Below are 21,534 nucleotides of genomic sequence, written 5' to 3'. Positions count from 1 at the left end.
ATCCGTCCCGGCCGGCGTTGCGGGCAATCCCTCGCTTACAGCAAGACCACATCGAATTGTTCCTGCGAGTAATGCTCTTCCGGCTGGAAGCGTATGCTCTTGGAGATGAACTCCTCCAGTTCGGCCACCGCCGCCGATTCCTCTTCGAGGATGCGCGAGACCACCTTGGGACTGGCCATCACGAGCAGCTTCTCGGCGTTGAACTGGCGCACGGCACGCGTAATCTCGCGGAAGATTTCGTAGGTGACCGTCTCGGCGGTCTTGATCGTGCCGCGCCCGCCACAGGCCGGGCACGGCTCGCACAGCTGGCGCTCCAGGCTTTCGGTGGTGCGCTTGCGGGTCATCTCCACCAGGCCCAGCGCGGACATCGGGTAGACGGTCGTCTTGGCGTGGTCGCGAGCCAGGCCCTTCTCCAGCATGCGGATCACCTGGCGCTTGTGCTCCTCATCGTTCATGTCGATGAAGTCGATGATGATGATGCCGCCGAGGTTGCGCAGACGCAGTTGCCGCGCGGCGGCCTGCGCTGCCTCCAGGTTGGTGCGGTAGACCGTCTCCTCCAGGTTGCGCGTGCCCAGGTAGCCGCCGGTGTTGACGTCGATCGTCGTCATCGCCTCGGTCTGGTCGACGATCAGGTAGCCGCCGGACTTCAGCGGCACCTCCTTCCTCATCGCGCGCTGGATCTCGTCCTCGACGCCATATAGGTCGAAGATCGGCCGTTCACCGGCGTAATGCTCGATACGGTCGTCCAGGCTCGGCATGAACTTGTGGACGAACTTGACGACCTTCTCGTGCGTCTCGCGCGAATCGACGCGAACCTTTTCGATGTCGTCGGTGAGCATGTCGCGCAGGCTGCGCAGCGGCAGCGAGAGCTCCTCGTAGACGCGCTCGCCGACTTTCGCCTTGGCGATGTTCTCCTGCACCACGCGCCATACCTTGCTGAGGTAGGTCACGTCGAAGGCCAGCGACTCGGCCGACTGCCCTTCGGCGTTGGTGCGCACGATATAGCCGAGGGGGTTCTCCCCGATCAGGCCGCCGAGCACGTCCTTCAGGCGCGCGCGCTCGGCCTCGTCCTCGATGCGCGCGGAGATGCCCAGCGTGCGCGCGTGCGGCAGCAGCACCAGGTAGCGCGAGGGAATCGACAGGTGGGTGGACAGCCGCGCGCCCTTGGTGCCGATCGGGTCCTTGACCACCTGCACCACGATGTCCTGCCCTTCATGGACCAGTTCGCTGATCGAAGGCGTGTGACCGTTGCCGTGCGCCTCCGCGCCCTCGGGCAGCGGCGGGCGCACGATGTCCGAGGCGTGCAGGAACGCCGCGCGCTCCAGCCCGATTTCCACGAACACGGCCTGCATGCCGGGCATGACCCGCTGCACACGGCCCTTGTAGACGTTGCCCACGTAGCCGCGCTTGGAGGCGCGCTCGACGTGCACCTCCTGCAGCATGCCGTTCTCGACCACGCCTACGCGGGTCTCACGGGGCGTCACGTTGATCAGAATCTCTTCACTCACACCCACCCCCGTTGATCTGTCTCTTTATAGCGGGTGGGCGATGAAACTGTCGATGCGCCAGCGCACGGGATACCGGGCCGCGCAGGGCGGGCTTCAGCCGACCGCCTTCCGGACGATGGGCCAAAGCGCGCCCCTCTGGTTAGACTCCGCGCTCATGAAACTCCTGCTGGTGGAAGATTCCGAACGCCTTCGCACCACCCTGCAGCACGGCTTGCGGGGGGCCGGCTTCACCGTCGACGCGGCGGCCGACGGTATCGAGGCCCGGGGTTTCCTGACCGGCTACGACTACGATCTGGTGGTGCTGGACCTGATGTTGCCCCGGCTGGACGGCCTGGGCGTGCTGCGCGGCCTGCCTCCGGGCGGCCGTCGCCCGCGCGTGCTGGTGCTGTCCGCCCGCGACCAGGTGGGCGACCGCATCGAGGCGCTCAACGCCGGCGCCGACGACTACCTGGTCAAACCGTTCGCTTTCGACGAACTGGTTGCCCGCCTGCACGCTCTGGCGCGTCGCCCGCTGCAGGCGCAGCCGGTGGTGCTGACCCTGGGCGCGCTGGCGTGGGACCCGCTGGCCCAGCAAGCCAGCGTGGACGGCCGTCCGCTGCCGCTCACCCCGCGCGAGTTCGCCGTGCTGGGTTTGCTGCTACGCCACCGCGGCCGCGCCTTCACACGCCAGGAAATCCTCGAGCGCACCGCCGGCAGCGACACCGACGTTTCCGACCGCAGTGTCGAGGTGCTGGTCTTCGGCCTGCGCCGCAAGCTCGACGCGGCCGGCCTGGCCGGCCTGATCGAGACCCGCCGCGGCGCCGGCTATCTGATCCCGTGAAACCGCCCTCGCTCGCCGCCCGCATCACCCTGCTGCTGGTGGGCACCAGCCTGGCGGTGCTAGGCGGCGGCGCACTGCTGATGGACTGGCGCATCGACCGCGCGATGGAAAGCCGCTACCGCGAAAACCTGCTGACCCAGGCGCAGGCGCTGACCACGGTGGTGGAGATCGAGCAGGCGGCGGGCGAACCGCAGCAGCCCGCCGGGCTGCTCGGAGAGAGCGATGGCTGGTACGAGCTGCGCTGTGAGGGCCTGGCGCCCCAGCGCAGCACCCCGCCGCCACCGGCCGTTCCTGCCGGCTGGCCGCAGATCGCCGGGACAACGCCGCGCTTCGTCAACCTGCGCCACGGTTCCGGACGACTGGGCGCGGTGATGTTCGCCTTCCAGGAACCGTCCGCCACCCGCCCGCCCACGCGCCGCTGCACGCTCCTGTTCATGCAGGACCGCCGCGCCTTCGACCGCCTGCTGACCACGCTGGACTGGATCCTGGCATTGAGTCCGGCACTGGCGCTGCTGGTCGCGCTGGTGGCGGTGCCGCTGATCGTGCGGCGCGGGCTGAAGCCGGTGCGCGCGCTGGTCGAGCGCATGCGCGACATTGGCCCGCACGCGCCAGGCCAGCGCCTGCCCGCCAGCGGCACGCGCGAGCTCGACCCGCTGGTAGCCCGCTTCAACGACGTGCTGGCGCGGATGGACGAGGGCCTCGCCCGCGAACGTCAGTTCGCCAGTGGCCTGGCCCACGAGACCCGCACGCGGCTGGCCGAACTGCGCGCGCTGGCGGAAGTGGAAGCGCGCTACCCGAGCGGCCGCGAGCTCGGCCAGATCCTCGGCGAGATCGGCCAGATCGGCGCCGAGCTGGAAGCCACGGTCTCAGCGCTGCTGTTGCTCACCCGCCTGCAATCGGGCCTGGAACAACCGCAACGTCAGCCGCTGGAACTGGCACCCTGGCTCGAGCGCCACGTCCAGCGCCACCGTGCGTACGCCACCGCGCGCGGTCTGGCGCTGGCGGTGAATGGCACGCCGCCGGCGCACCTGCACACGGACCCTGCCCTGCTGGAGGTGGTCCTTGGCAACCTGCTCGGCAACGCCTGCGCCTACGCGCCGGATGGCGATACCGTGAAGGTCGACCTGGCCAGGGGCCGCCTGTGCATCAGCAACGCCGCGCCCGGGCTGGAGCCCGCGGACCTCGCGCGTTTCGGCCAGCGCTTCTGGCGCAAGCAGGCGCCGCACGCCGGCCATGCGGGCCTCGGGCTGGCGTTGGTCCATGCAGCGGCGGAGGCGCTTGGCATGGACCTGCGCTTCGAGCTGGAGGATGGGCGGTTGTCGGCCGTGCTCGGGTGGGGCTGAGGCACGGCTCCCCCATCCGCCCTTCGGGCACCTTCCCCCGTCAACAGGGGAAGGATCCAAGGCGGGTTACTGCACTTCGCGGGCCTTCTTCGCCAATGCAGGGGTGGATCAAGGCGAGCTCTGCACGTTCGAGCCTTCCTCCCCGAACGCGGGGAAAGGTGCCGACAGGCGGATGGGGGCGCCTTTGAGCGCGGCCGGCATCAGCCGACCGGATCGCGTACCTCGGCACGAACCCGCGGCAGGCTGTCCGGATAGTGCTGCTGCACGAACGCGATCATCCCTTCGCGCACGTGACAGCGCAGGTCGAAGTTGCTGCCTGAATCGGCCGAACTGGCCAGGATGCGAACCTGCAGCGTGCGGTCGGTGGTATCGGTCACCTGCAGCACGCAGACGCGCCCGTCCCACTGCGGCGCCTCCTTGCACAGCCGTTTGACCTCCTCGCGCAACGGTTCCAGCGGCACGCGGTAGTCCAGCCACAGGTAAACGGTGCCGATCAGCTGCGAGCTGGTGCGCGTCCAGTTCTGAAACGGGTTCTCGATGAACCAGTTCAGCGGCACCACCAGCCGCCGCTCATCCCAGATGCGCACCACCACATAGGTACCGGTGATCTCCTCGATCCGGCCCCACTCGCCCTCGATGATCACCACGTCGTCCAGCCGGATCGGCTGGGTGATGGCGATCTGCAGACCGGCGATCAGGTTGCTCAGCACCGGCTTGGCCGCGAGGCCCACGGCCAAGCCCGCCAACCCCGCCGAGGCGAGCAGGCTGGTGCCGATCTGGCGCACACCGGGAATCATCATCAGGCAGGCGGCCAGGCCGATCAGGATGAGCAGCACGGAACCCGTACGTCCGAGCACGCGCGCCTGCGTGAGCACCCGCCGCGCGCGCAGGTTGTTCTCGGTGTCGACCGGGAAGCGCTGGCAGAAGAAGAACTCGACCGCGTTGATGCAGCGCACGCCCAGCCACGTCGCCACCGCAATCAGGGCGATCACCAGAATCTGCTCGGCCGAGGCCGCGATATGCAGTTCGTCTGCCTCGGGCCGGGTACGCAGCGCCACGACAAGTACCAGCAGCGGCACCAGCCAGCCCATGGGCGAGCGCGCCTGCCTGAGCATTTCGCGCGCCATCGGATGCCCATCGCTGACACGCCAAAGCAGCGCGCGCGCCAGCCGATGCACAACGATCGCGACCAGCAACGCCACGATCACCGTAACGCCCAGGCGGATCCAGGGCTGGCTGTTCCAGATCTCCAGCAGGTTTTCCGTCATCCCGACACCCTGCCCGCTCGAGCGTCCACGTCGCGTGGGCAGGCCATGGCCGGAATGTTCAGACGACCGGCCAGTCACCGCAGGGTGGGCTTCAGCGCACCAGCGACCGCGTTCGGCTGAAGCCCACCCTACGGTGACCGGCGTGCCTTAGAGTAAGCCGATGACTGCAATTCCCACCCTGCTCGCCTGGAGTGGCGGCAAGGACTGCCTGATGGCCCTGCAGCGGCTGCGCGCCGACCCGCAGTGGCAGGTGGTCGCGCTGCTGACGACCGTCAACCGCACCTATGGACGCATCGCGATGCATGGCGTGCGTCGCGACGTGCTGCTTGCGCAGGCCGATGCACTGGACCTGCCGCTGCTGGAGGTCGGGATGGACTGGCCCGGCAGCAACGAGGCCTACGAAGCCGCCCACGAGCGGGCGCTGGCCGAGGCGCGGATGCGCTGGCCGGGCATTCGTCATTGCGCCTTCGGCGATCTTTTCCTGCAGGACGTGCGCGACTACCGCGTGCGCCAGCTCGGCCGCGCGCAGTGGCGCGCCTTGTTTCCCATCTGGGGCGAGGACACCGCGGCCCTGTCGCGCCGCTTCGTGGGCGAGGGACATCGCGCGCTGCTGTGCTGCGTGGATACACAACAGCTCGCGGCGGACTACTGCGGCCGTCCGTACGACGGCGCGCTGCTTGACAGCCTTCCTTCCGGCGTCGACCCCTGCGGCGAGCGCGGCGAATTCCACACGCTGAGCTGCGGCGGCCCATTGTTCACCCGCGAACTGCGCCTGCGCCGCGGCGAGCCGGTCTTGCGCGACGAGCGCTTCCAGTTCACCGATTTCCTGCTCGATGAACCGGCCGGCTGAGCACGTCCTGCCCGACCTGCTTCGCCCGGGCCTGACGCTGGTGTTCTGCGGCACCGCCGCCGGCGAGCGCTCGGCAAGAGAAGGCGCCTACTACGCCCATCCGGGCAACCTGTTCTGGCGGGCCCTGCACGAAGCGGGCATCGCACCGCGCAGGTTTGCGCCCTTCGAATACCCGCAGTTGCTGGCCCTGGGCATCGGCTTGACCGACCTGGCCAAATGCCACAGCGGCAACGATGCCGACCTGCCGCGCGGGGCATTCGACGTCCCGGGGCTGCGGGCCAAGATCGACCGTTTCGAACCCGTCCTGCTCGCCTTCACCAGCAAAGCCGCCGCGCGCGCGGCGCTGGGCCGGCCGATCGATGCCTACGGCCACCAACCCGAGCGGTTCGGGCAAGCGAGGGTATACGTCCTGCCCTCCCCTTCAGGTCAGGCACGCCGGCACTGGAACATCGAACCGTGGCGGCAACTGGCGCAGCAACTCCATCAGATTGGCGTATGAACACCTGCAAGCGCTCGCGTCGTAAGAGGCGAGCTTTGAAGGTCCGACGATGGACGCACAGCGCGTGCTTCACCGAGGTGGGGCGCGAGTTGCCTCGGCCGCCCGGGTGTGGACACGACGTGGTGTAAAGCGTGGCTCCGGCCGCCAGGCGCCTTGCAGGAACGCACCCTGTTCGCGACTGCCGCATGCCGCGGGAAGGGCGTCCTTCGCAGAGGCGAGCGCATGCGGCGCTTCCCGCGCTCGCTCCCTCCCGTTACGGGCAAGGCGCGTCCAGTCCGCCTTCTTCCCGCAGCGTGGGCGGCGCGATGTCCGACACGGGGGCACTCCCTCGGACACGGAAGTGGCGCGTGACGCCAGGATAAAAAAAAGCCGCCGCTGGTTGCTCCGGCGGCGGCTGTCTCGGCTGCGCGGCTCCGTCCCTAGAACTGCACGCGCACGCCTGCGTTCACGCCGTAGGCGGCGCGGTCATGGCCCGTGGTGGAGTTGAGTCCGCCGTACAGGTAGGTCTGCTTGCCCAGGCGCAGCGTGCCGCTGGCGTCGAGCTTGAGCAGGGTCCCGCCCATCGAGGGCGTGCGCACCGCGAACGACTCGCCCGCCAGCGTGGCGTCGACCACCGGGTTGAGCGTGGCGCCGAAGTCCCGCCCGGCCGCCGCACCGAGGCGCCAGGTGGTGCTGGAGCCGAGCGGATCCTGCGCGGTGGAGCCCAGCTTCAGACCGGCCAGCAGGCGCGTGCCGATTTCATCGTAGCGACCCACGCCGAGGCGGGCCGCCGCGTCGCCAGCCTCGACGAAGCCGTCGCGGCTGACCCGCTGCCACACCGCTTGCACGTAGGGTTCGATACGCAGCCCTTCGTGCCGCAGCGGGAAGCGCGCTGTCACACTGGCGGCCATGCTGTGGCCGTCAGCCTGCGAGGACAGGCTGCCCCCCGACGCCAGCGGATCGGCGCGACGGGTGCGCCACTGGTCCTTCGACCACGAGGCGGTGCCATCGACCAGCGCGGGGCCGGCGGCCAGTTCGCCATACAGCAGCGCGCCGTTACCACGCACGTTGCCGGAAGCGGGAATGTTCTCCAGCCGCGACTCGGTGTGCGCGATGCCGACGCCCCACATCACGGCATCGCCGCGGTAAGCATCCAGGCCCACACTGGCCCGGCTCTGCTGCGAGTGGAAGCCCGATGCCTGCGCGTCGGTCAACGCGCGGTAGCCGCCTTGCGATAGCGTGACCCACGCACGGTCGCCGTGTCCGGCCTGATCGATCGACGACTCGGCCAGGTGATCGCTCATGTCGCCGGACAGGCCCAGGCTTGCCTCGCGCGCCATCGCGGCGGTCTGCGCGTGCGCCTCGCCGGCCAGATCCTGCATCACCTGCGGCAGCGCCGCGGCACGCATGCCAGCAAGGGCAAACAGCAACTGGTGCTGGTCGGCGCTGTCGGTGCCTGCGTCCTGTGAGGCCACCATGCGATCCACCGCCGCACCCGCGCGGACGGTGTTGCCGTTCGCGGCGCCGCCCACCAGGGTGGCGTAGGAGGCTGGGGTGACAAACAGCTGTACCGCATGGCCGTCCACGTAGAACACCTGGAAGCGGGTGTTGGCCGCCAGGCCCATCGATGGCTGCTGCAGGACATCGAAACGGCCCTGTACGCCTCCGCTTGCCTCGACCACGGTGTAAACATCGCCCAGTTCCGGCGTGAAGGTGTTGGACGCATCGCCGGTGATGCCACGCAGAACCGGCGCCAGTGTGCCGTCGGCCACGAACGTGTCGCCGACCAGCAGGCGCGAGTAGTTGCCCTTGCCGGTGCCGGTGCCCTTGCCGTCGATGTCGATCTGCAGGGTACTGCCTTCGTGCATCGTTACCGCGCCCGCGACCGACAGCGTGCCCGGCGAGTTGCCCGGCGCCAGCGTGCCCTCGACGTTGACCGCCCCCTTGACCAAGCCCACGCCACGCACCATGCCCGGGCGGTCGACCTGGACCCAGCTGGTCAGCTCGCCGTTGGCGCGCAGCATGCCGTCCTGCACGCAGGTGCCGTTGGCGAGCGTCGCGGCACCGGTCATGTTGAGGGTGCCCTTGCCGCTCTTGACGAAGCAACCGACACTGCCGGTGGTCAGAATCTGGCCACTCAGCTCGGTGGTTGTGCCGACCTCGGTATTGACGCCGGAGTTGCCGCTCACCAGCACGGTCTGGCCCGTGCCCAGCGTCTCGACCGTCTGCAGGGTACCGCCCTGCAGCACGATCACACCGGTACCCAGCGAGGAGCCGCTGTCGATCCGGATGACACCGCCATCGATCAGCGCGCCGCCGGTAAAGGTGTTCTTGCCGGTCACCACCAGCGTGCCACCACCGCGCTTGACCAACCCGCCGGTGCCGCTCATGTCGCCGTTGGCGGTGAGCGTGACGCCCGCCAGCGTGGTGACCGAAGCGTTGTCGGCGTTGATTACCATGTCGCGATCGCTCGCCATCGACTGGGTGACCGTGAGGTCGCCGCCGTTGAAGATGATCGGGCTGGACGCATTGCCCAGGTTGAGGTCACTGGCGATCCGCAGCGAGCCGCCGTTGAGGGTGGTGCCGCCGGTGTAAGTGTTGTTGCCGCTGAGCACCAGCGTGCCGTCGTTGACCGTGGTGCCGCCGTGGTGCGACGCGTTGCCCGTGATCGTCAGCGTACCGCTGCCGTCCTTGACCACGCCGCCGCTGCCGCTGATGGCACCGATGTAGCTGCCGTTGGTCGACTGCGAGAAGTCCAGCGTGCCGTTGTTGCGGATGTCGCCCTGCAGACTGCGGCTGTCGCCCTGGAGCGTACCGCCGTTGACCGTGGTGCCGCCGCTGTAGCTGTTGTCGCCGGTCAGCACCAGCGTGCCGTTGCCGTCCTTCACCAGCGTCCCGGTGCCGCTCAGGTCGCCGGTGTAGGTGCCGTCGGTGGTCTGGTGGAAATCGACCGTGCCGTTGTTGGTGATGTTGCCCTGCAGGCTGCCGGTATCACCCTGCAGCGTGCCGCCGTTGACCGTGGTGCCGCCGCTGTAGCGGTTGTCGCCGGTCAGCACCAGCGTGCCGTTGCCATCCTTCACCAGGGTGCCGGTGCCGCTCAGGTCGCCGGTGTAGGTGCCGCCGGTGGTCTGGTGGAAATCGACCGTGCCGTTGTTGGTGATGTTGCCCTGCAGGCTGCCGGTATCACCCTGCAGCGTGCCGCCGTTGACCGTGGTGCCGCCGCTGTAGCGGTTGTCGCCGATCAGCACCAGCGTGCCGTTGCCGTCCTTCACCAGGGTGCCGGTGCCGCTCAGGTCGCCGGTGTAGGTGCCATCGGTGGTCTGGTCGAAATCGACCGTGCCGTTGTTGGTGATGTCGCCCTGCAGGCTGCCGGTATCGCCCTGCAGCGTGCCGCCGTTGACCGTGGTGCCCCCGCTGTAGCTGTTGTCGCCGGTCAGCACCAGCGTGCCGTTGCCGTCCTTCACCAGCGTGCCGATGCCGCTCAGGTCGCCGGTGTAGGTGCCGTCGGTGGTCTGGTTGAAATCGACCGTGCCGTTGTTGGTGATGTCGCCCTGCAGGCTGCCGGTATCACCCTGCAGCGTGCCACCGTTGACCGTGGTGCCGCCGCTGTAGCTGTTGTCGCCGGTCAGCACCAGCGTGCCGTTGCCGTCCTTCACCAGGGTGCCGGTGCCGCTCAGGTCGCCGGTGTAGATGCCGTCGGTGGTCTGGTTGAAATCGACCGTGCCGTTGTTGGTGATGTCGCCCTGCAGGCTGTCGGTATCGCCCTGCAGCGTGCCGCCGTTGACCGTGGTGCCCCCGCTGTAGCTGTTGTCGCCGGTCAGCACCAGCGTGCCGTTGCCGTCCTTCACCAGGGTGCCGGTGCCGCTCAGGTCGCCGCCGTAGGTGCCGTCGGTGGTCTGGTCGAAATCGACCGTGCCGTTGTTGGTGATGTCGCCCTGCAGGCTGTCGGTATCGCCTCGCAGCGTGCCCTGCTGCACGGTCGTGCCGCCGCTGTAGCTGCTGGTGCCGTCCAGCGTCAGGGTACCGTCGCCGGTCTTGGTCAATGAACCGGTGCCATCGACGCCGCCGGTAAATTCGACGTCGCCACCGGTGGTATCGACAGTGCCGCCACCGGCGCGGATCGTCACCGGCTGCCCGTTCGTGGTGTCGATCGTCGGGGCATACGTGCCGCCGTTGAACACGATCGAATCGGGCTGGTTCAGTTCCGGATCGTCCTGCGTATAAGTCTCGCCTGGAAGCATCGGAAAGCCGTTGAGGTCCGCCGCGGTCACGACCAGCGTGTTGGTGAGGACCGGCGCGTAGGGATGCCAGAAATCGGTCGGCACGTCGGCCGCGACATAGCGGTACGTATAGGTGCCTGCGGTCAGGCCGACGAAGGTCACGCCTTCCCAGGTCTTGGCCGGGCCGGTCGAGCCTGGCGTCGGAGAGAGATACGTGCCCGAATCGCTCAGTGCATAGAAATTGTTCACGCCATCTTCCAGCCCGATGGGCCGGTTGGTGTCGGTCTGGCCTGCGCCCACGATCTGCGAGAAGTTCGCCGTTGCGGAAAATCCGTTGTCGCCGGACAGCTCGAAATGCCCCTCGTAGGTGCCGGCCGCATCGGAGCCGATGGGATGGTAGGTGCCGTACCAGAACGTGATGGTGCCACTGGTACCCAGCGGCGCGACGTAGCCGACCGAAGTGGTGTGCGCCTGGCTCAGCGGCGCCACGGTCAACATGGCAAGCGCGAGCGCGCCAGACAACACGGTGCGGCGGCGCATGTCCACCGTGCCGGCGGCGCGCGCGGACCGCGCCAGTTCGGAGGCCACCATGAATTGACGAAGCGCCTTGTTCCAGACGATGCGGAAGATTTTGTTCATTGGGAGGGGAACGTTCCGGGTGCACTGAAGGAGCGCACACGCCAGTGGCGCGTACGCGAAGTCTGTCGAGGGGGAAAAGGGAACGTCGTGCCGCACGGACACCGTGCTACCCGAGAATCTTTACCTGCTTTTCACGACGCGGATCGGTGAGCAGAAAGCGTGCCAACGTACCGGCACGACCGGATCATGCGTGGTTGCACCAAACGCGTATCACACGTTCGCTGCAATAGGTCATTCCGCCGCAGGGTCGAGGGCAGCTTTGGACGCGGTGCGGCGCTCCATCGGCAGCGAGTTGCCGCTTCTTGTCGAAGGCATCGGCTGAGGGCGCACCGCCGCGCTCGCGCCCCATGCTCGCGGGGCAGGCGCCGATGTCACTCGACCGGTGTGTGCCGATACGCCGCCACGTCGCGCTCCGTCACCGGCGCCGCGTTGTTCGACCAGGCGTGGCGGATGTAGCTGACGACCGCGGCAACGTCGCCGTCACTCAGCTGCTGCGCGAACGGCGGCATCGAATACGGCCGCGGGTGGGCGGCGGTGGTGGGTGCGAAGCCGCCAAGCAGCACGATGCGGATGGCGTTGATGCCGGTCGGCTCGGTCACTGACGAATTACCGGCCAGCGGTGGATAGACATTGGTCACGCCCTGGCCGTCCTTGCCGTGGCAGCTGGCGCACTGCCGGTCGTAGAGGTCGGCACCGCGGTCGAGCCGCGCGGTCGCGTCCACCTGGCTGCCACCGGGCGCCGGCGCGGGGCGCGGCGGCAGGGACTGCAGGTAGACGGCAATGGCACGCAGGTCGTCCTCGTGCATGTGCTGCGTGCTCTGCATGACCACGTCGGCCATGGGCCCGAACGCGGCGCCCTTGCGGGACTGGCCGGTGCGTAGCAGCGTCACGATGTCGTCCGTGCTCCAGCCTTCCAGGCCGCCGTGGGCGTGCGTACTGAGGTCGGGCGCGTACCAGTTCTGCGCGGGAATCTGGCCGCCGGTGAGCGTTTCGTTGCTGGGCAGGCCACCGAGATTGTCGCGGGCGACGTGGCATTCGTTGCAGTGGCCCAGGCCCTGCACCAGGTAGGCGCCACGATTCCACTCGGCCGACTGCTTCGGGTCGGGCACGAATTCGCCGGGGCGGAAGTAGAGCGTGCGCCAGGTGGCCAGGCCGGCCCGCAGGTCGTAGGGGAAGCGCAGCGACGGCGCACCCGTCTGGTTGCGCACCGGCGGCAGGGTCTTGAGGTAGGCGAACAGCGCGAACGCGTCCTCCCGGCTGACCTTGGTGTAGGAGGTGTACGGGAAAGCCGGGTAGAGCGCATGGCCATCCCGTCCGACGCCTTCGTGCAGCGCGCGCCAGAACGCGTCGAACGACCACTGCCCCAGGCCCGTGGCGTCGTCCGGCGTGAGGTTGGGAGCCGGCACCTGGCCGAACGGCGTGGGCAGCGCGCGCCCGCCGGCATAGGGCTTGCCGCCCTGGGCGGTGTGGCAGGCCGCACAGTCGCCGACCGTAGCCAGATAGGCGCCGCGCGCGATCAATGCCGGGTCCTGAAGTTTGGCCGCGGTGGTCTGCGCGGGTGGTATCGCAGCGTGGTGCCGGGCGAACAGCCACCAGGCGACCACGGCGATCGCAACCACCAGCAGGGCGAAGAAACCACGCAGAAGCCACTTCATCGCGTGGCCTCCTTCGCCTGCAGGACACCACAGGCCAGCGGTGGCGTCACCGACCCGGCCGGCTGGGCGTGGATGTTGGCCGGCACGTCGTGCGCGGCCAGCCAGGCCGACACCGCCGTGATGTCGGCCTCGCTCAGGCGACCGGCGATGGTCGCCATGCAGTCCGGAGCGACCATCGCGCGTGTGTGCGTGCGCCATGCGCCCAGCTGCGCGCTGATGTAGTCGTAGGGCAACCCGACCAGGCCCGGGATGTCCGGTTCCACACCGGTCAGATGCTCGCCGTGGCAGGCCGCGCAAGCGGGGACCTTGTGCGCGGGGTCGCCCTGGGTGGCGAGTACCTCGCCGCGCTTGAGGATCGCGTCGGTCACACGCGGCAGCGGCGAGCGCTGGTAAGGCACCTGCTGCGCGGCGAAATAGCCGGCGATCTCGTGCATGTATTCGGGGGACAGGCCGCGCACGGTGTATTCCATCGGTGCGTACTTGCGCAGGCCATCCTGGAAGTTGCGGATCTGTCGCGCGAGGTAGCCGGCGGGCTTGCCGGCCAGGCGCGGAAAGAAGCCGGTCTCGGGCGTGCCCTCGCCATGCTCGCCATGGCACGCGGTGCAGGCGGCGATGCGTTGCTTGAGGGTATCGGGCACGTTGGGCGCGTCGGCGGCCCGCGCGGCGGTGACGGACAGCGCGACGACCAGAAGGGCCGGCGCCAGGCACACGGAGGAAAGCAGGCTCATGCGTGGGATTATAGGTAGCGGCAGGAGGCGCGGCAGGCGCGCAGGAGGGATATGCTGCGCCGGCGCGACACCATGCCGCACCGTCATGCGCCATTGCACACCGACCCACCGGAGGCCGCCGTGAAACTCTCGCCCGCCCGCCTTGCCCTGCTCATCTCCCTGCTGCTCGCCGGTCCGGCGATGGCGGCGCAACCGGTCCAGCCACTCGCCTGGGCCTCGATCGACCAGCTGCAGCAGCAGATGGACGCCGGCTCGCTGGACAGCCGCACGCTGGCGCGGCAGTTCCTCGACCGCATCGCGCAGATCGACCAGGCCGGACCGACCCTGCGATCGGTGATCGAAACCAATCCCGACGCGCTCAAGCTCGCCGCCTCGCTCGATGCCGGGCGTGCCAAGGCCAAGCGCGGCCCGCTCTACGGCGTGCCCGTGCTGCTCAAGGACAACATCGACACCGGCGACCGCATGCTCACCACCGCCGGTTCGCTGGCGCTGGCCGACGCGCCGGCACCGCGCGACGCCGGACTGGTCGAACGGCTGCGCAAGGCCGGCGCGCTGGTGCTGGGCAAGACCAACCTCAGCGAGTGGGCCAACTTCCGCTCCAACCATGCCAGCAGCGGCTGGAGCGGACGTGGCGGGCAGACGAAGAACCCCTATGTGCTCGACCGCAACCCCTGCGGTTCGAGTGCCGGTTCCGGCGCGGCAGTGGCCGCCGGGCTGGCGACCGTGGCGATCGGCACCGAGACGGACGGCTCGATCATCTGCCCCGCCGCCAGCAACGGTATCGTCGGCATCAAGCCCACGCTGGGTCTGGTCAGCCGCAGCGGCATCGTGCCGATCGCACACAGCCAGGACACCGCCGGGCCGATGGCGCGCAGCGTGGCCGATGCCGCGGCGCTGCTCAGCGTGATCGCCGGCAGCGATCCGCGCGATCCGGCCACGGCCGAAGCGGACAAGCACGCCACCGACTACACCCGTTTCCTCGATCCCAATGGCCTGAAGGGCAAGCGCATCGGCGTGGTGCGCCAGCTCGCCGGCGCCGAACCCAACGCCGACCGCGTGCTGGAGCAGGCCATCGCGCTGATGAAGGCGCAAGGCGCCGTCATCGTCGACCCGGTCACCGTGCCGCATCTGTCGGACCTCGGCGCACCGGAAATGACCGTGCTGCTGTACGAGTTCAAGCACGACATCAATGCGTATCTGGCCAGCCGCCCGAACCTCAAGGTCAGAACGCTCTCCGATCTGATCGCTTTCGACAAGGCGCACGCGGAGCAGGAGATGCCGTGGTTCGGCCAGGAGTTGTTCGAGCAGGCGCAAGGCATGGGGCCGCTCACCGAAAAGAAATACACCGACACGCTGGCCAGGGCCAAGCGGCTGGCCGGCCCCGAAGGCATCGATGCGGCACTGGCCAAGGATCACCTGGACGCGCTGCTGGCGCCGTCGTGGGGTCCGGCATTCGTCACCGACCTGGTGCTCGGCGACCATATCGTGAGCGGCGACCCGACGGTCGGCGGCGCATCGCAACCAGCGGCGGTGGCCGGCTATCCATCCATTACCGTGCCGGCCGGCTTCGCCCATGGCCTGCCGGTAGGGATCGTGTTGTTCGGCGCCAAGTGGAGCGAGCCCACGCTGATCTCGATCGGCTACGGCTTCGAGCAGCATGCCCAGGCCTGGCAGCCGCCGCGCTTCCTGGACACGGTCGGTGGCAAGCCGGTTGCGGGTTCGCCCTGAGCATCCATTAGCTGCGCCTGCAAGGCGCACTGACCTGCCCGAACGCACCGATCGGTGGAAACCATGCCGACCGATGCCTGCCTGTTCTTCCACGACTGACCCGGCTGCGGTGCACTGCGCGAGCCGAAACCCGGCGATTGCCGCGTCGTCGGCTCCCGGGGCGACATGTCGTGTCCGCCGGTGCAGGCGCAAACAGGATGTTGCCGGTAGCGGAACCGGTGAGCGGCTTGGAGGAGGTCCGTGCAGGTGGGAGGGAATATCGCAGCGGACCGGACGCTACCGTCAAGCTATGCGATGCAATCGCTGCGCGGCGGATCCGCCCCTCTCATCCGGCTGTCACGCATCTGCCGAGCCCTGCCAGTGAGCATGGCCCCGTCACAATCTCGCGGACCATTATCTGGCGACGACAACCGCGACGACAGCTACGACTCGCGGCTCTTCGGATTCGTGCGGCGGGAGGAAATCGTCGGACGTGCGCGTTTCGTACGCTGTCGCTCGATCCTGCCAGTCACGGCATGCCGGGTGCAGGCCGGTGGGGACTGCGCTGCACTAGCGCCGGTCCGGCGACGGCCCGATGGCGCGCAGCACCAGCGGCGCACTCACCCCAGCGTGATGGTCGGTCCCAGGATGACTGCGAAGGCGATGGTCATGGCCGCGCCGGCAACCACCAGCGACAGATGACGCCCTACCGCAAAGTCGGTCGGTGGACGCTCGCGCGGCCGGGCATAGGCGACATTGAACAGCCCTGCCGTGCCGCCAAAGGAGGAGGCCACGGCGGACACCAGCGTGATAAATATCCCCAACGGGTTGAACAGGCTGACCAGCACGGCCGCGACGCCTCCGACAATATAGAGCGTCATCGCTACCGTCCGTTGCGTACGCTGCGCAGCCGATCCACCGCCCAGCATGGCGGCCATCATGGTGATGGCCTTGCGCGTCACCGCGATATAGGCGACCAGGCCCACCCCGAAGAGCAGCAGGCGCCATGCCCATGGCCAGGGCAACGGACCGATGCCGCCGCCGGCGGCCGGTCCCCAGTCCCCCAGATTGGTCACACCGGAAAACATCCAGTATCCAGCGGCCACCATGCCCTTGACAGTGAACACGATCCACCCGACCAGCCGCGCCAGCGGACGGTTTGCCCGATGCCAGAGCAGGAAGCCGAGACAGGCCAGCAGCACGTCCATCGAGGTGCCGGCCATCGCCACCAGACGCCGGCTCCAACCGCCAGTGCCACTGCATTCGACGTAGTAGGCGCCAAGCTGGCTGGGCTGGTGCCCGGTCGCCACGCAAGCGAGTGCGTGCCCCATCAGCTCGTGAGCCATCGTCAGCAGCGGCAGCAGCAACAATGCCAGCCCAACCACGGTCCACACGTCGACGCGCGAGTCTACCCGCGCAGGTTGCCCCGCCATGGTCATTTCTCCCTGTGAGCCCGCATTCAAGCATGGGCCGATACGCCGGGCGAACCCAGTACCGACTGCCAGCTTCCGCCCATGACGCCTGTCATTCTGGCGCGTTGCGGTCGGCCCAATGCGCTTTCCGGCGCACGCCGTACGTCAGCCCGCGACCCCCCTCGGACTTGCGCACGATCAACATGGCCAGCTCCAGCGACTGCTCATAGTTGAGCCGCGGATCGACCATCGACTTGTAGGCCCGCTTGAGGTCCGTCTCGGACAGGTCGCGCGCACCGCCCATGCACTCGGTGACGTCCTCGCCGGTCAGTTCCAGGTGCACGCCGCCCAGCCGTGTACCGGCCGCCGCGTGGATGTCGAAGGCCTGGTCCAGCTCGCCACGGATGTTGTCGAAGCGGCGGGTCTTGTAGCCGTTGGACGTGCTCTCGGTATTGCCGTGCATCGGGTCGGCGACCCACAACACGCGCCGCCCCTCGCGCCGGACCGCCTCCAGCAGCGGCGGCAGTGCCCGGGCGATGGAGGCGTTGCCCATGCGGTGGATCAGGGTCAGTCGGCCCGGCTCGTCCTGCGGATTGAGTGCGTCGATCAGGGGGAGCAACTGCTCTGCGGTCACCGATGGCCCGACCTTTACCGCCACAGGATTGCGAATGCCGCGGAAATACTCCACGTGCGCACCCTCCAGCGCCGCCGTGCGCATGCCGATCCAGGGGAAGTGGGTGGACAGGTTGAACCAGCCGGGGTTGCGCGGCACCTGCCGGGTCAACGCCTCCTCGTAGTGCAGCAAAAGCGCCTCATGCGAGGTAAAGAAATCGACCCGTGAGAAGCTGGCGATGGGGCCGGCCAGGGTTTCCATGAAGCGCAACGAATCGCCGATCGCGGCAACCATGCGGCGATATTCGGCCGCCAGCGGCGAATGCTCGACCCAGGCCAGGTCCCAGTATTCAGGGTGATGCAGGTCGGCAAAGCCGCCGTCGATCAGCGCGCGCACGAAGTTCATCGTCAGTGCCGAGTGCGCATGCGCCCGGATCAGCCGCTGCGGATCGGCGCGGCGCGCTTCGGCCGTGAAGGCCGGGCCGTTGACCACGTCCCCGCGAAAGCTCGGCAGCGTGAGGCCGTCGCGCGTCTCCGTATCGGCCGAACGCGGTTTGGCATACTGGCCAGCGAACCGGCCCACACGCAGCACCGGCTTCTTGAGCCCGTGTACCAGAACCAGGCTCATCTGAAGCAGCACTTTCAGCCGGTTGGAAATCACCGGACTGGTGCAGTCGGCGAAACTCTCAGCGCAATCGCCGCCCTGCAGCAGAAAACGCTCGCCCTCCTGTGCTTCGGCCAGTGCCTGCTTGAGCGCCAGCACTTCCCAGGAAGTCACCAGCGGAGGCAAGGCTGCCAGTTGCGTGGTGGCACGCGCCAGCTCTGCCACATCCTCGTAGTGCGGTTGCTGCAACGCCACGCGTCGCTGCCAGGATGCCGGCTCCCAGTCGGCGGGCAGATTGGCCAGCAGGTTGGGGCGGTCGTTCACGGCGTTGTCCGGTCAGAAGTGGGGCGGCGCAAAGTAGCGACAAGCGAGAGGATTGCCAGCAGCACGAACCACAGCAGGGTCCAGGCGGGCATCGGCAGGCCCAGCACCGGCTCGACCTTGGCGCACTCGCCGGAGCCGGTGAACACCATGCGCAGCACCTGCGCAAAGGGGAAGGCGTCAAACATGTAGTCCAGCGGCGGCCCGCACGAGGGCACCTGATCGGCCGGCAGCGACTGGATCCACAAATGCCTTCCGGCGACGGCCATGCCCCACAGCGCCCCGAGCAAAACGCCGCCGGTGTAGACCCAGCGCAGGCCACGCCGCGGCGCATGCAGAGCGCCGACGAGGAAGAAGACCGCCATTACCAGGAAACCGATGCGCTGGAATATGCACAGCGGACAAGGGATCAGCCCCCAGGCATATTCGCTGTACAGCGCGAAGCCGAGCAGCGCCACGCAGACAAGGAAGCCTACGAGAAAGCTGATGCGGTACGACCAGTGCAAAGGATTCATGGCGGCGTGCTGCGTTGCGGAAAGCCGACATTAACCGCTTGCCGGCCCCCTGTCAGCAAGGCTTGACCGGAAAAGAAAAACCCCGGCTGGTCGCCCGGCCGGGGTTGATCGTTTGGACGTCTGGACGCCCGTCGGCGCGAAGTTTACTCGGCGTCGGCGGCAACGGCCGTCTGCGGACGATCCACCAATTCGACATAGGCCATCGGGGCGTTGTCGCCCGGACGGAAGCCGCACTTGAGGATGCGCAGGTAGCCACCGGGGCGCTCGCGGTAACGCGGGCCCAGCTCGACGAACAGCTTGCCCACGGCTTCCTTGTCGCGCAGGCGCGCGAAAGCGAGGCGGCGGTTGGCCACGCCGTCAGCCTTGGCCAGCGTGATCAGCGGCTCGGCGACGCGGCGCAGCTCCTTGGCCTTGGGCAGGGTGGTACGGATCAGCTCGTGCTTGATCAGCGAGGCGGCCATGTTCTTGAACATCGCTTCGCGGTGCGAACTGGTGCGATTGAGCTTGCGGCCCGATTTCTGGTGGCGCATGGTGAACTCTCTTCGGTCTGTTGTTATGAAAAACCGGCGGTCATGTCCGGCTTTCCGCGGTTGCCCGCTGTTCCGAGCCTTTTAAGAACAGGCTCTCGTGAGGAGTGCGGCCATGGGTGGCCGTCTATTGCTCTGGCGATCACGGGGACCGCATGGGCCAAACCGGCCCTTCGACGGGCAGCCAAAACGACCGCTCCAAAACAACGACTGACGGGAACCCTAGGAGCCGCCAGCCTGAAACTTCGGCGGCGATCTCCCGATCGCCGCCGCTGACAATCAACCCAGCTGCATGCCGTGCGAAAGACCCGGCGGCGGCCAGTTCTCCAGCTTCATGCCGAGGGCCAGGCCGCGCGAACCGAGCACGTCCTTGATCTCGGTGAGCGACTTCTTGCCGAGATTCGGGGTCTTGAGCAGCTCGACCTCGGTCTTCTGCACCAGGTCGCCGATGTAGTAGATGCTCTCGGCCTTCAGGCAGTTGGCCGAACGCACCGTCAGCTCCAGGTCGTCGATCGGGCGCAGCAGCAGCGGATCGAAACCGCCCTTCTCCGCCTTGTCCGCCGAGCTCTCGCGACGCGAGAAGTCGCCGAAAACCGACAGCTGGTCGTTGAGAATCTCGGCGGCCTTGCGGACCGCGTCTTCCGCACCGATGGTGCCGTTGGTCTCGATATCGAGCACCAGCTTGTCGAGGTTTGTACGCTGCTCCACGCGGGCCGCGTCAACCTCGTAGGCCACGCGCAGCACCGGCGCGAAGGAGGCATCGAGCTGCAGACGGCCGATCGGACGCGCTTCGTCGTCCGGATGCTGACGCGCGCTGGCCGGCTGGTAGCCGACGCCGCGACGCACCTTCAGGCGCATGTTGAGCGCGATGTCCTTGGTCAGGTGGCAGATCACGTGCTCGGGGTTGACGATCTCCACCGAGTGGTCGACGACGATGTCGCCGGCCGTGACCACGCCCTTGCCCTTCTTGGACAGGGTCAGGGTGACTTCGTCGCCGGAATGCTGGCGAATGGCCACGTCCTTGAGGTTGAGCAGGACTTCGATCACGTCCTCCTGCAGCCCCTCGAGGGTGGTGTACTCGTGCAGCACGCCATCGATTTCCACTTCGATGATGGCGCTGCCCGGGATCGACGAGAGCAGCACGCGGCGCAGCGCGTTGCCCAGGGTGTGACCGAAGCCACGCTCGAGCGGCTCCACCACCACCTTGGCGCGGTTGGCTCCGAGCTGCTCGACGCTGAGGCCACGAGGCCGCAGCACACTAGTTGACGAAACTGCCATGCAGGGCTCCGGTAATTACTTCGAATACAGCTCGACGATCAGGGCTTCGTTGATATCCGACGGCAGGTCGCCGCGGTCGGGCACCGACTTGAAGGTGCCGGTGAACTTCTTGGAGTCCACTTCGAGCCAGATCGGACGCAGGTCCATGGTGTCGAACACGGTCGCCGCTTCCTGCACGCGCAGCTGGGTGCGCGCGCGCTCGGTCAGCGCGACCACGTCGCCCGGCTTGACCTGGTAGGACGGGATGTTGACCTTCTTGTCGTTGACCAGCACCGCCTTGTGGGCGACCAGCTGGCGGGCCTGGGCGCGGGTGACCGCGAAGCCCATGCGATAGACGACGTTGTCCAGGCGGCTCTCGAGCAGGCGCAGCAGGTTCTCACCGGTGTTGCCCTTGAGGGTCGACGCCTTGGTGTAGTAGTTGCTGAACTGACGCTCGAGCACGCCGTAGATGCGCTTGACCTTCTGCTTTTCGCGCAGCTGGACGGCGTAGTCGGACATGCGCATGCGCTTGTTGGCGCCATGCTGGCCGGGCTTGTTCTCCAGCTTGCACTTGGAGTCCAGCGCGCGGGCCGGGCTCTTCAGGCTGAGATCCGCACCCTCGCGGCGGGCGAGCTTGCAGGTAGCTCCACGATAACGGGCCATGGGTTACTCCTTAGACTCGACGCTTCTTGGGGGGACGGCAGCCGTTATGCGGAATCGGCGTGACGTCGATGATGTTCAGGACCTTGTAGCCCAGCGCGTTCAGCGAACGCACCGCCGACTCGCGGCCCGGGCCGGGGCCCTTGATACGCACTTCCACGGTCTTCACGCCGTAGTCGCCGGCCGCGCGGCCAGCTTTCTCTGCAGCGACCTGGGCGGCGAACGGGGTGGACTTGCGCGAACCGCGGAAACCCGCGCCGCCGGCAGTCGCCCACGACAGCGCGTTGCCCTGGCGGTCGGTGATGGTGACGATGGTGTTGTTGAAGGAGGCCTGCACGTGGGCCACGGCATCCGTGACAACGCGCTTGATCTTCTTCTTGGTCTTGACAGGCTTGGCCATAATTGGTGTC

The 21,534-nt window shown here is 67.9% G+C and carries 18 protein-coding genes; 6 read left to right on the top strand and 12 right to left on the bottom strand.

Annotated elements, in window-relative coordinates; all coding sequences use genetic code 11:
- Positions 1–35: 35 nt before the first annotated feature.
- On the bottom strand, positions 36–1,508 hold the full coding sequence (gene rng, locus J7I44_RS09825; protein ID WP_209619653.1) for a ribonuclease G: 1,473 nt from the start codon (positions 1,506–1,508) through the stop codon (positions 36–38).
- 154 nt (positions 1,509–1,662) lie between these two features.
- Between rng and J7I44_RS09820 the strand changes: the two genes are divergently transcribed.
- Both J7I44_RS09820 and J7I44_RS16975 read left to right on the top strand, forming a co-directional pair.
- On the top strand, positions 1,663–2,328 hold the full coding sequence (locus J7I44_RS09820) for a response regulator transcription factor (RefSeq protein ID WP_209619650.1): 666 nt from the start codon (positions 1,663–1,665) through the stop codon (positions 2,326–2,328).
- Positions 2,325–3,671, top strand: coding sequence for a sensor histidine kinase (locus J7I44_RS16975; RefSeq protein ID WP_209619647.1), 1,347 nt, complete (start codon positions 2,325–2,327; stop codon positions 3,669–3,671). The genes J7I44_RS09820 and J7I44_RS16975 overlap by 4 nt, the downstream gene beginning before the upstream one ends.
- 200 nt (positions 3,672–3,871) lie before the next feature.
- Here J7I44_RS16975 and J7I44_RS09810 read toward each other — a convergent pair whose 3' ends face one another.
- A complete protein-coding gene (locus J7I44_RS09810) occupies positions 3,872–4,939 on the bottom strand; it encodes a mechanosensitive ion channel family protein (RefSeq protein WP_209619644.1) in 1,068 nt (355 codons plus the stop codon).
- A 160-nt stretch (positions 4,940–5,099) separates the two neighbouring features.
- Here J7I44_RS09810 and J7I44_RS09805 point away from each other — a divergent pair, with 160 nt between their 5' ends.
- Positions 5,100–5,789 carry a Dph6-related ATP pyrophosphatase gene (locus J7I44_RS09805; RefSeq protein ID WP_209619641.1) on the top strand — a complete coding sequence of 230 codons (690 nt, stop codon included), beginning with the start codon at positions 5,100–5,102 and terminating at the stop codon, positions 5,787–5,789.
- Positions 5,773–6,288: a mismatch-specific DNA-glycosylase gene (locus J7I44_RS09800; RefSeq protein WP_209619636.1), complete on the top strand. Its 516-nt coding sequence runs from the start codon at positions 5,773–5,775 to the stop codon at positions 6,286–6,288. The genes J7I44_RS09805 and J7I44_RS09800 overlap by 17 nt, the downstream gene beginning before the upstream one ends.
- A 419-nt stretch (positions 6,289–6,707) precedes the next feature.
- On the opposite strand, the gene J7I44_RS16850 is transcribed toward J7I44_RS09800, so the two are convergent.
- The 3 genes from J7I44_RS16850 to J7I44_RS09760 all read right to left on the bottom strand — a co-directional run bounded on the left by J7I44_RS16850 (position 6,708) and on the right by J7I44_RS09760 (position 13,509).
- Complete coding sequence (locus tag J7I44_RS16850; RefSeq protein ID WP_245188087.1) at positions 6,708–11,126, bottom strand: autotransporter-associated beta strand repeat-containing protein; 4,419 nt, start codon at positions 11,124–11,126, stop codon at positions 6,708–6,710.
- Positions 11,127–11,497: 371 nt separating this feature from the next.
- Positions 11,498–12,781: a cytochrome c gene (locus J7I44_RS09765; RefSeq protein WP_209619633.1), complete on the bottom strand. Its 1,284-nt coding sequence runs from the start codon at positions 12,779–12,781 to the stop codon at positions 11,498–11,500.
- Positions 12,778–13,509, bottom strand: a complete 732-nt coding sequence (locus J7I44_RS09760; RefSeq protein ID WP_209619630.1) for a c-type cytochrome — start codon at positions 13,507–13,509, stop codon at positions 12,778–12,780. The genes J7I44_RS09765 and J7I44_RS09760 overlap by 4 nt, the downstream gene beginning before the upstream one ends.
- 180 nt (positions 13,510–13,689) lie before the next feature.
- On the opposite strand from J7I44_RS09760, the gene J7I44_RS09755 reads away from it, so the two are divergent.
- Both J7I44_RS09755 and J7I44_RS17025 read left to right on the top strand, forming a co-directional pair.
- Positions 13,690–15,237 carry an amidase gene (locus J7I44_RS09755; RefSeq protein WP_209620087.1) on the top strand — a complete coding sequence of 516 codons (1,548 nt, stop codon included), beginning with the start codon at positions 13,690–13,692 and terminating at the stop codon, positions 15,235–15,237.
- A 294-nt stretch (positions 15,238–15,531) separates the two neighbouring features.
- Positions 15,532–15,918: a S26 family signal peptidase gene (locus tag J7I44_RS17025; protein ID WP_425599752.1), complete on the top strand. Its 387-nt coding sequence runs from the start codon at positions 15,532–15,534 to the stop codon at positions 15,916–15,918.
- Here the strand turns inward: J7I44_RS17025 and J7I44_RS09750 are convergent.
- From J7I44_RS09750 to rpsK, 7 genes are all read right to left on the bottom strand, one after another.
- Complete coding sequence (locus J7I44_RS09750; protein WP_209619627.1) at positions 15,837–16,649, bottom strand: hypothetical protein; 813 nt, start codon at positions 16,647–16,649, stop codon at positions 15,837–15,839. The genes J7I44_RS17025 and J7I44_RS09750 overlap by 82 nt on opposite strands.
- A 91-nt stretch (positions 16,650–16,740) precedes the next feature.
- Positions 16,741–18,168, bottom strand: coding sequence for a class II 3-deoxy-7-phosphoheptulonate synthase (locus J7I44_RS09745; RefSeq protein ID WP_209619624.1), 1,428 nt, complete (start codon positions 18,166–18,168; stop codon positions 16,741–16,743).
- A complete protein-coding gene (locus J7I44_RS09740) occupies positions 18,165–18,680 on the bottom strand; it encodes a disulfide bond formation protein B (protein WP_209619621.1) in 516 nt (171 codons plus the stop codon). Before J7I44_RS09740 ends, J7I44_RS09745 begins: the two co-directional genes overlap by 4 nt.
- Positions 18,681–18,823: 143 nt before the next feature.
- A complete protein-coding gene (rplQ, locus tag J7I44_RS09735) occupies positions 18,824–19,210 on the bottom strand; it encodes a 50S ribosomal protein L17 (protein ID WP_209619619.1) in 387 nt (128 codons plus the stop codon).
- A 276-nt stretch (positions 19,211–19,486) separates the two neighbouring features.
- A complete protein-coding gene (locus J7I44_RS09730) occupies positions 19,487–20,485 on the bottom strand; it encodes a DNA-directed RNA polymerase subunit alpha (protein ID WP_209619618.1) in 999 nt (332 codons plus the stop codon).
- A 15-nt stretch (positions 20,486–20,500) separates the two neighbouring features.
- Complete coding sequence (gene rpsD, locus J7I44_RS09725) at positions 20,501–21,127, bottom strand: 30S ribosomal protein S4 (RefSeq protein WP_209619616.1); 627 nt, start codon at positions 21,125–21,127, stop codon at positions 20,501–20,503.
- 10 nt (positions 21,128–21,137) lie between these two features.
- A complete protein-coding gene (rpsK, locus tag J7I44_RS09720; protein WP_007513384.1) occupies positions 21,138–21,524 on the bottom strand; it encodes a 30S ribosomal protein S11 in 387 nt (128 codons plus the stop codon).
- Between the last annotated feature and the right edge of the window lie 10 nt (positions 21,525–21,534).

The sequence above is a fragment of the Frateuria flava genome, from assembly GCF_017837635.1.
GTDB classification, from domain to species: domain Bacteria; phylum Pseudomonadota; class Gammaproteobacteria; order Xanthomonadales; family Rhodanobacteraceae; genus Frateuria_A; species Frateuria_A flava.
This window is presented reverse-complemented; position numbering and strand designations above follow the sequence as displayed.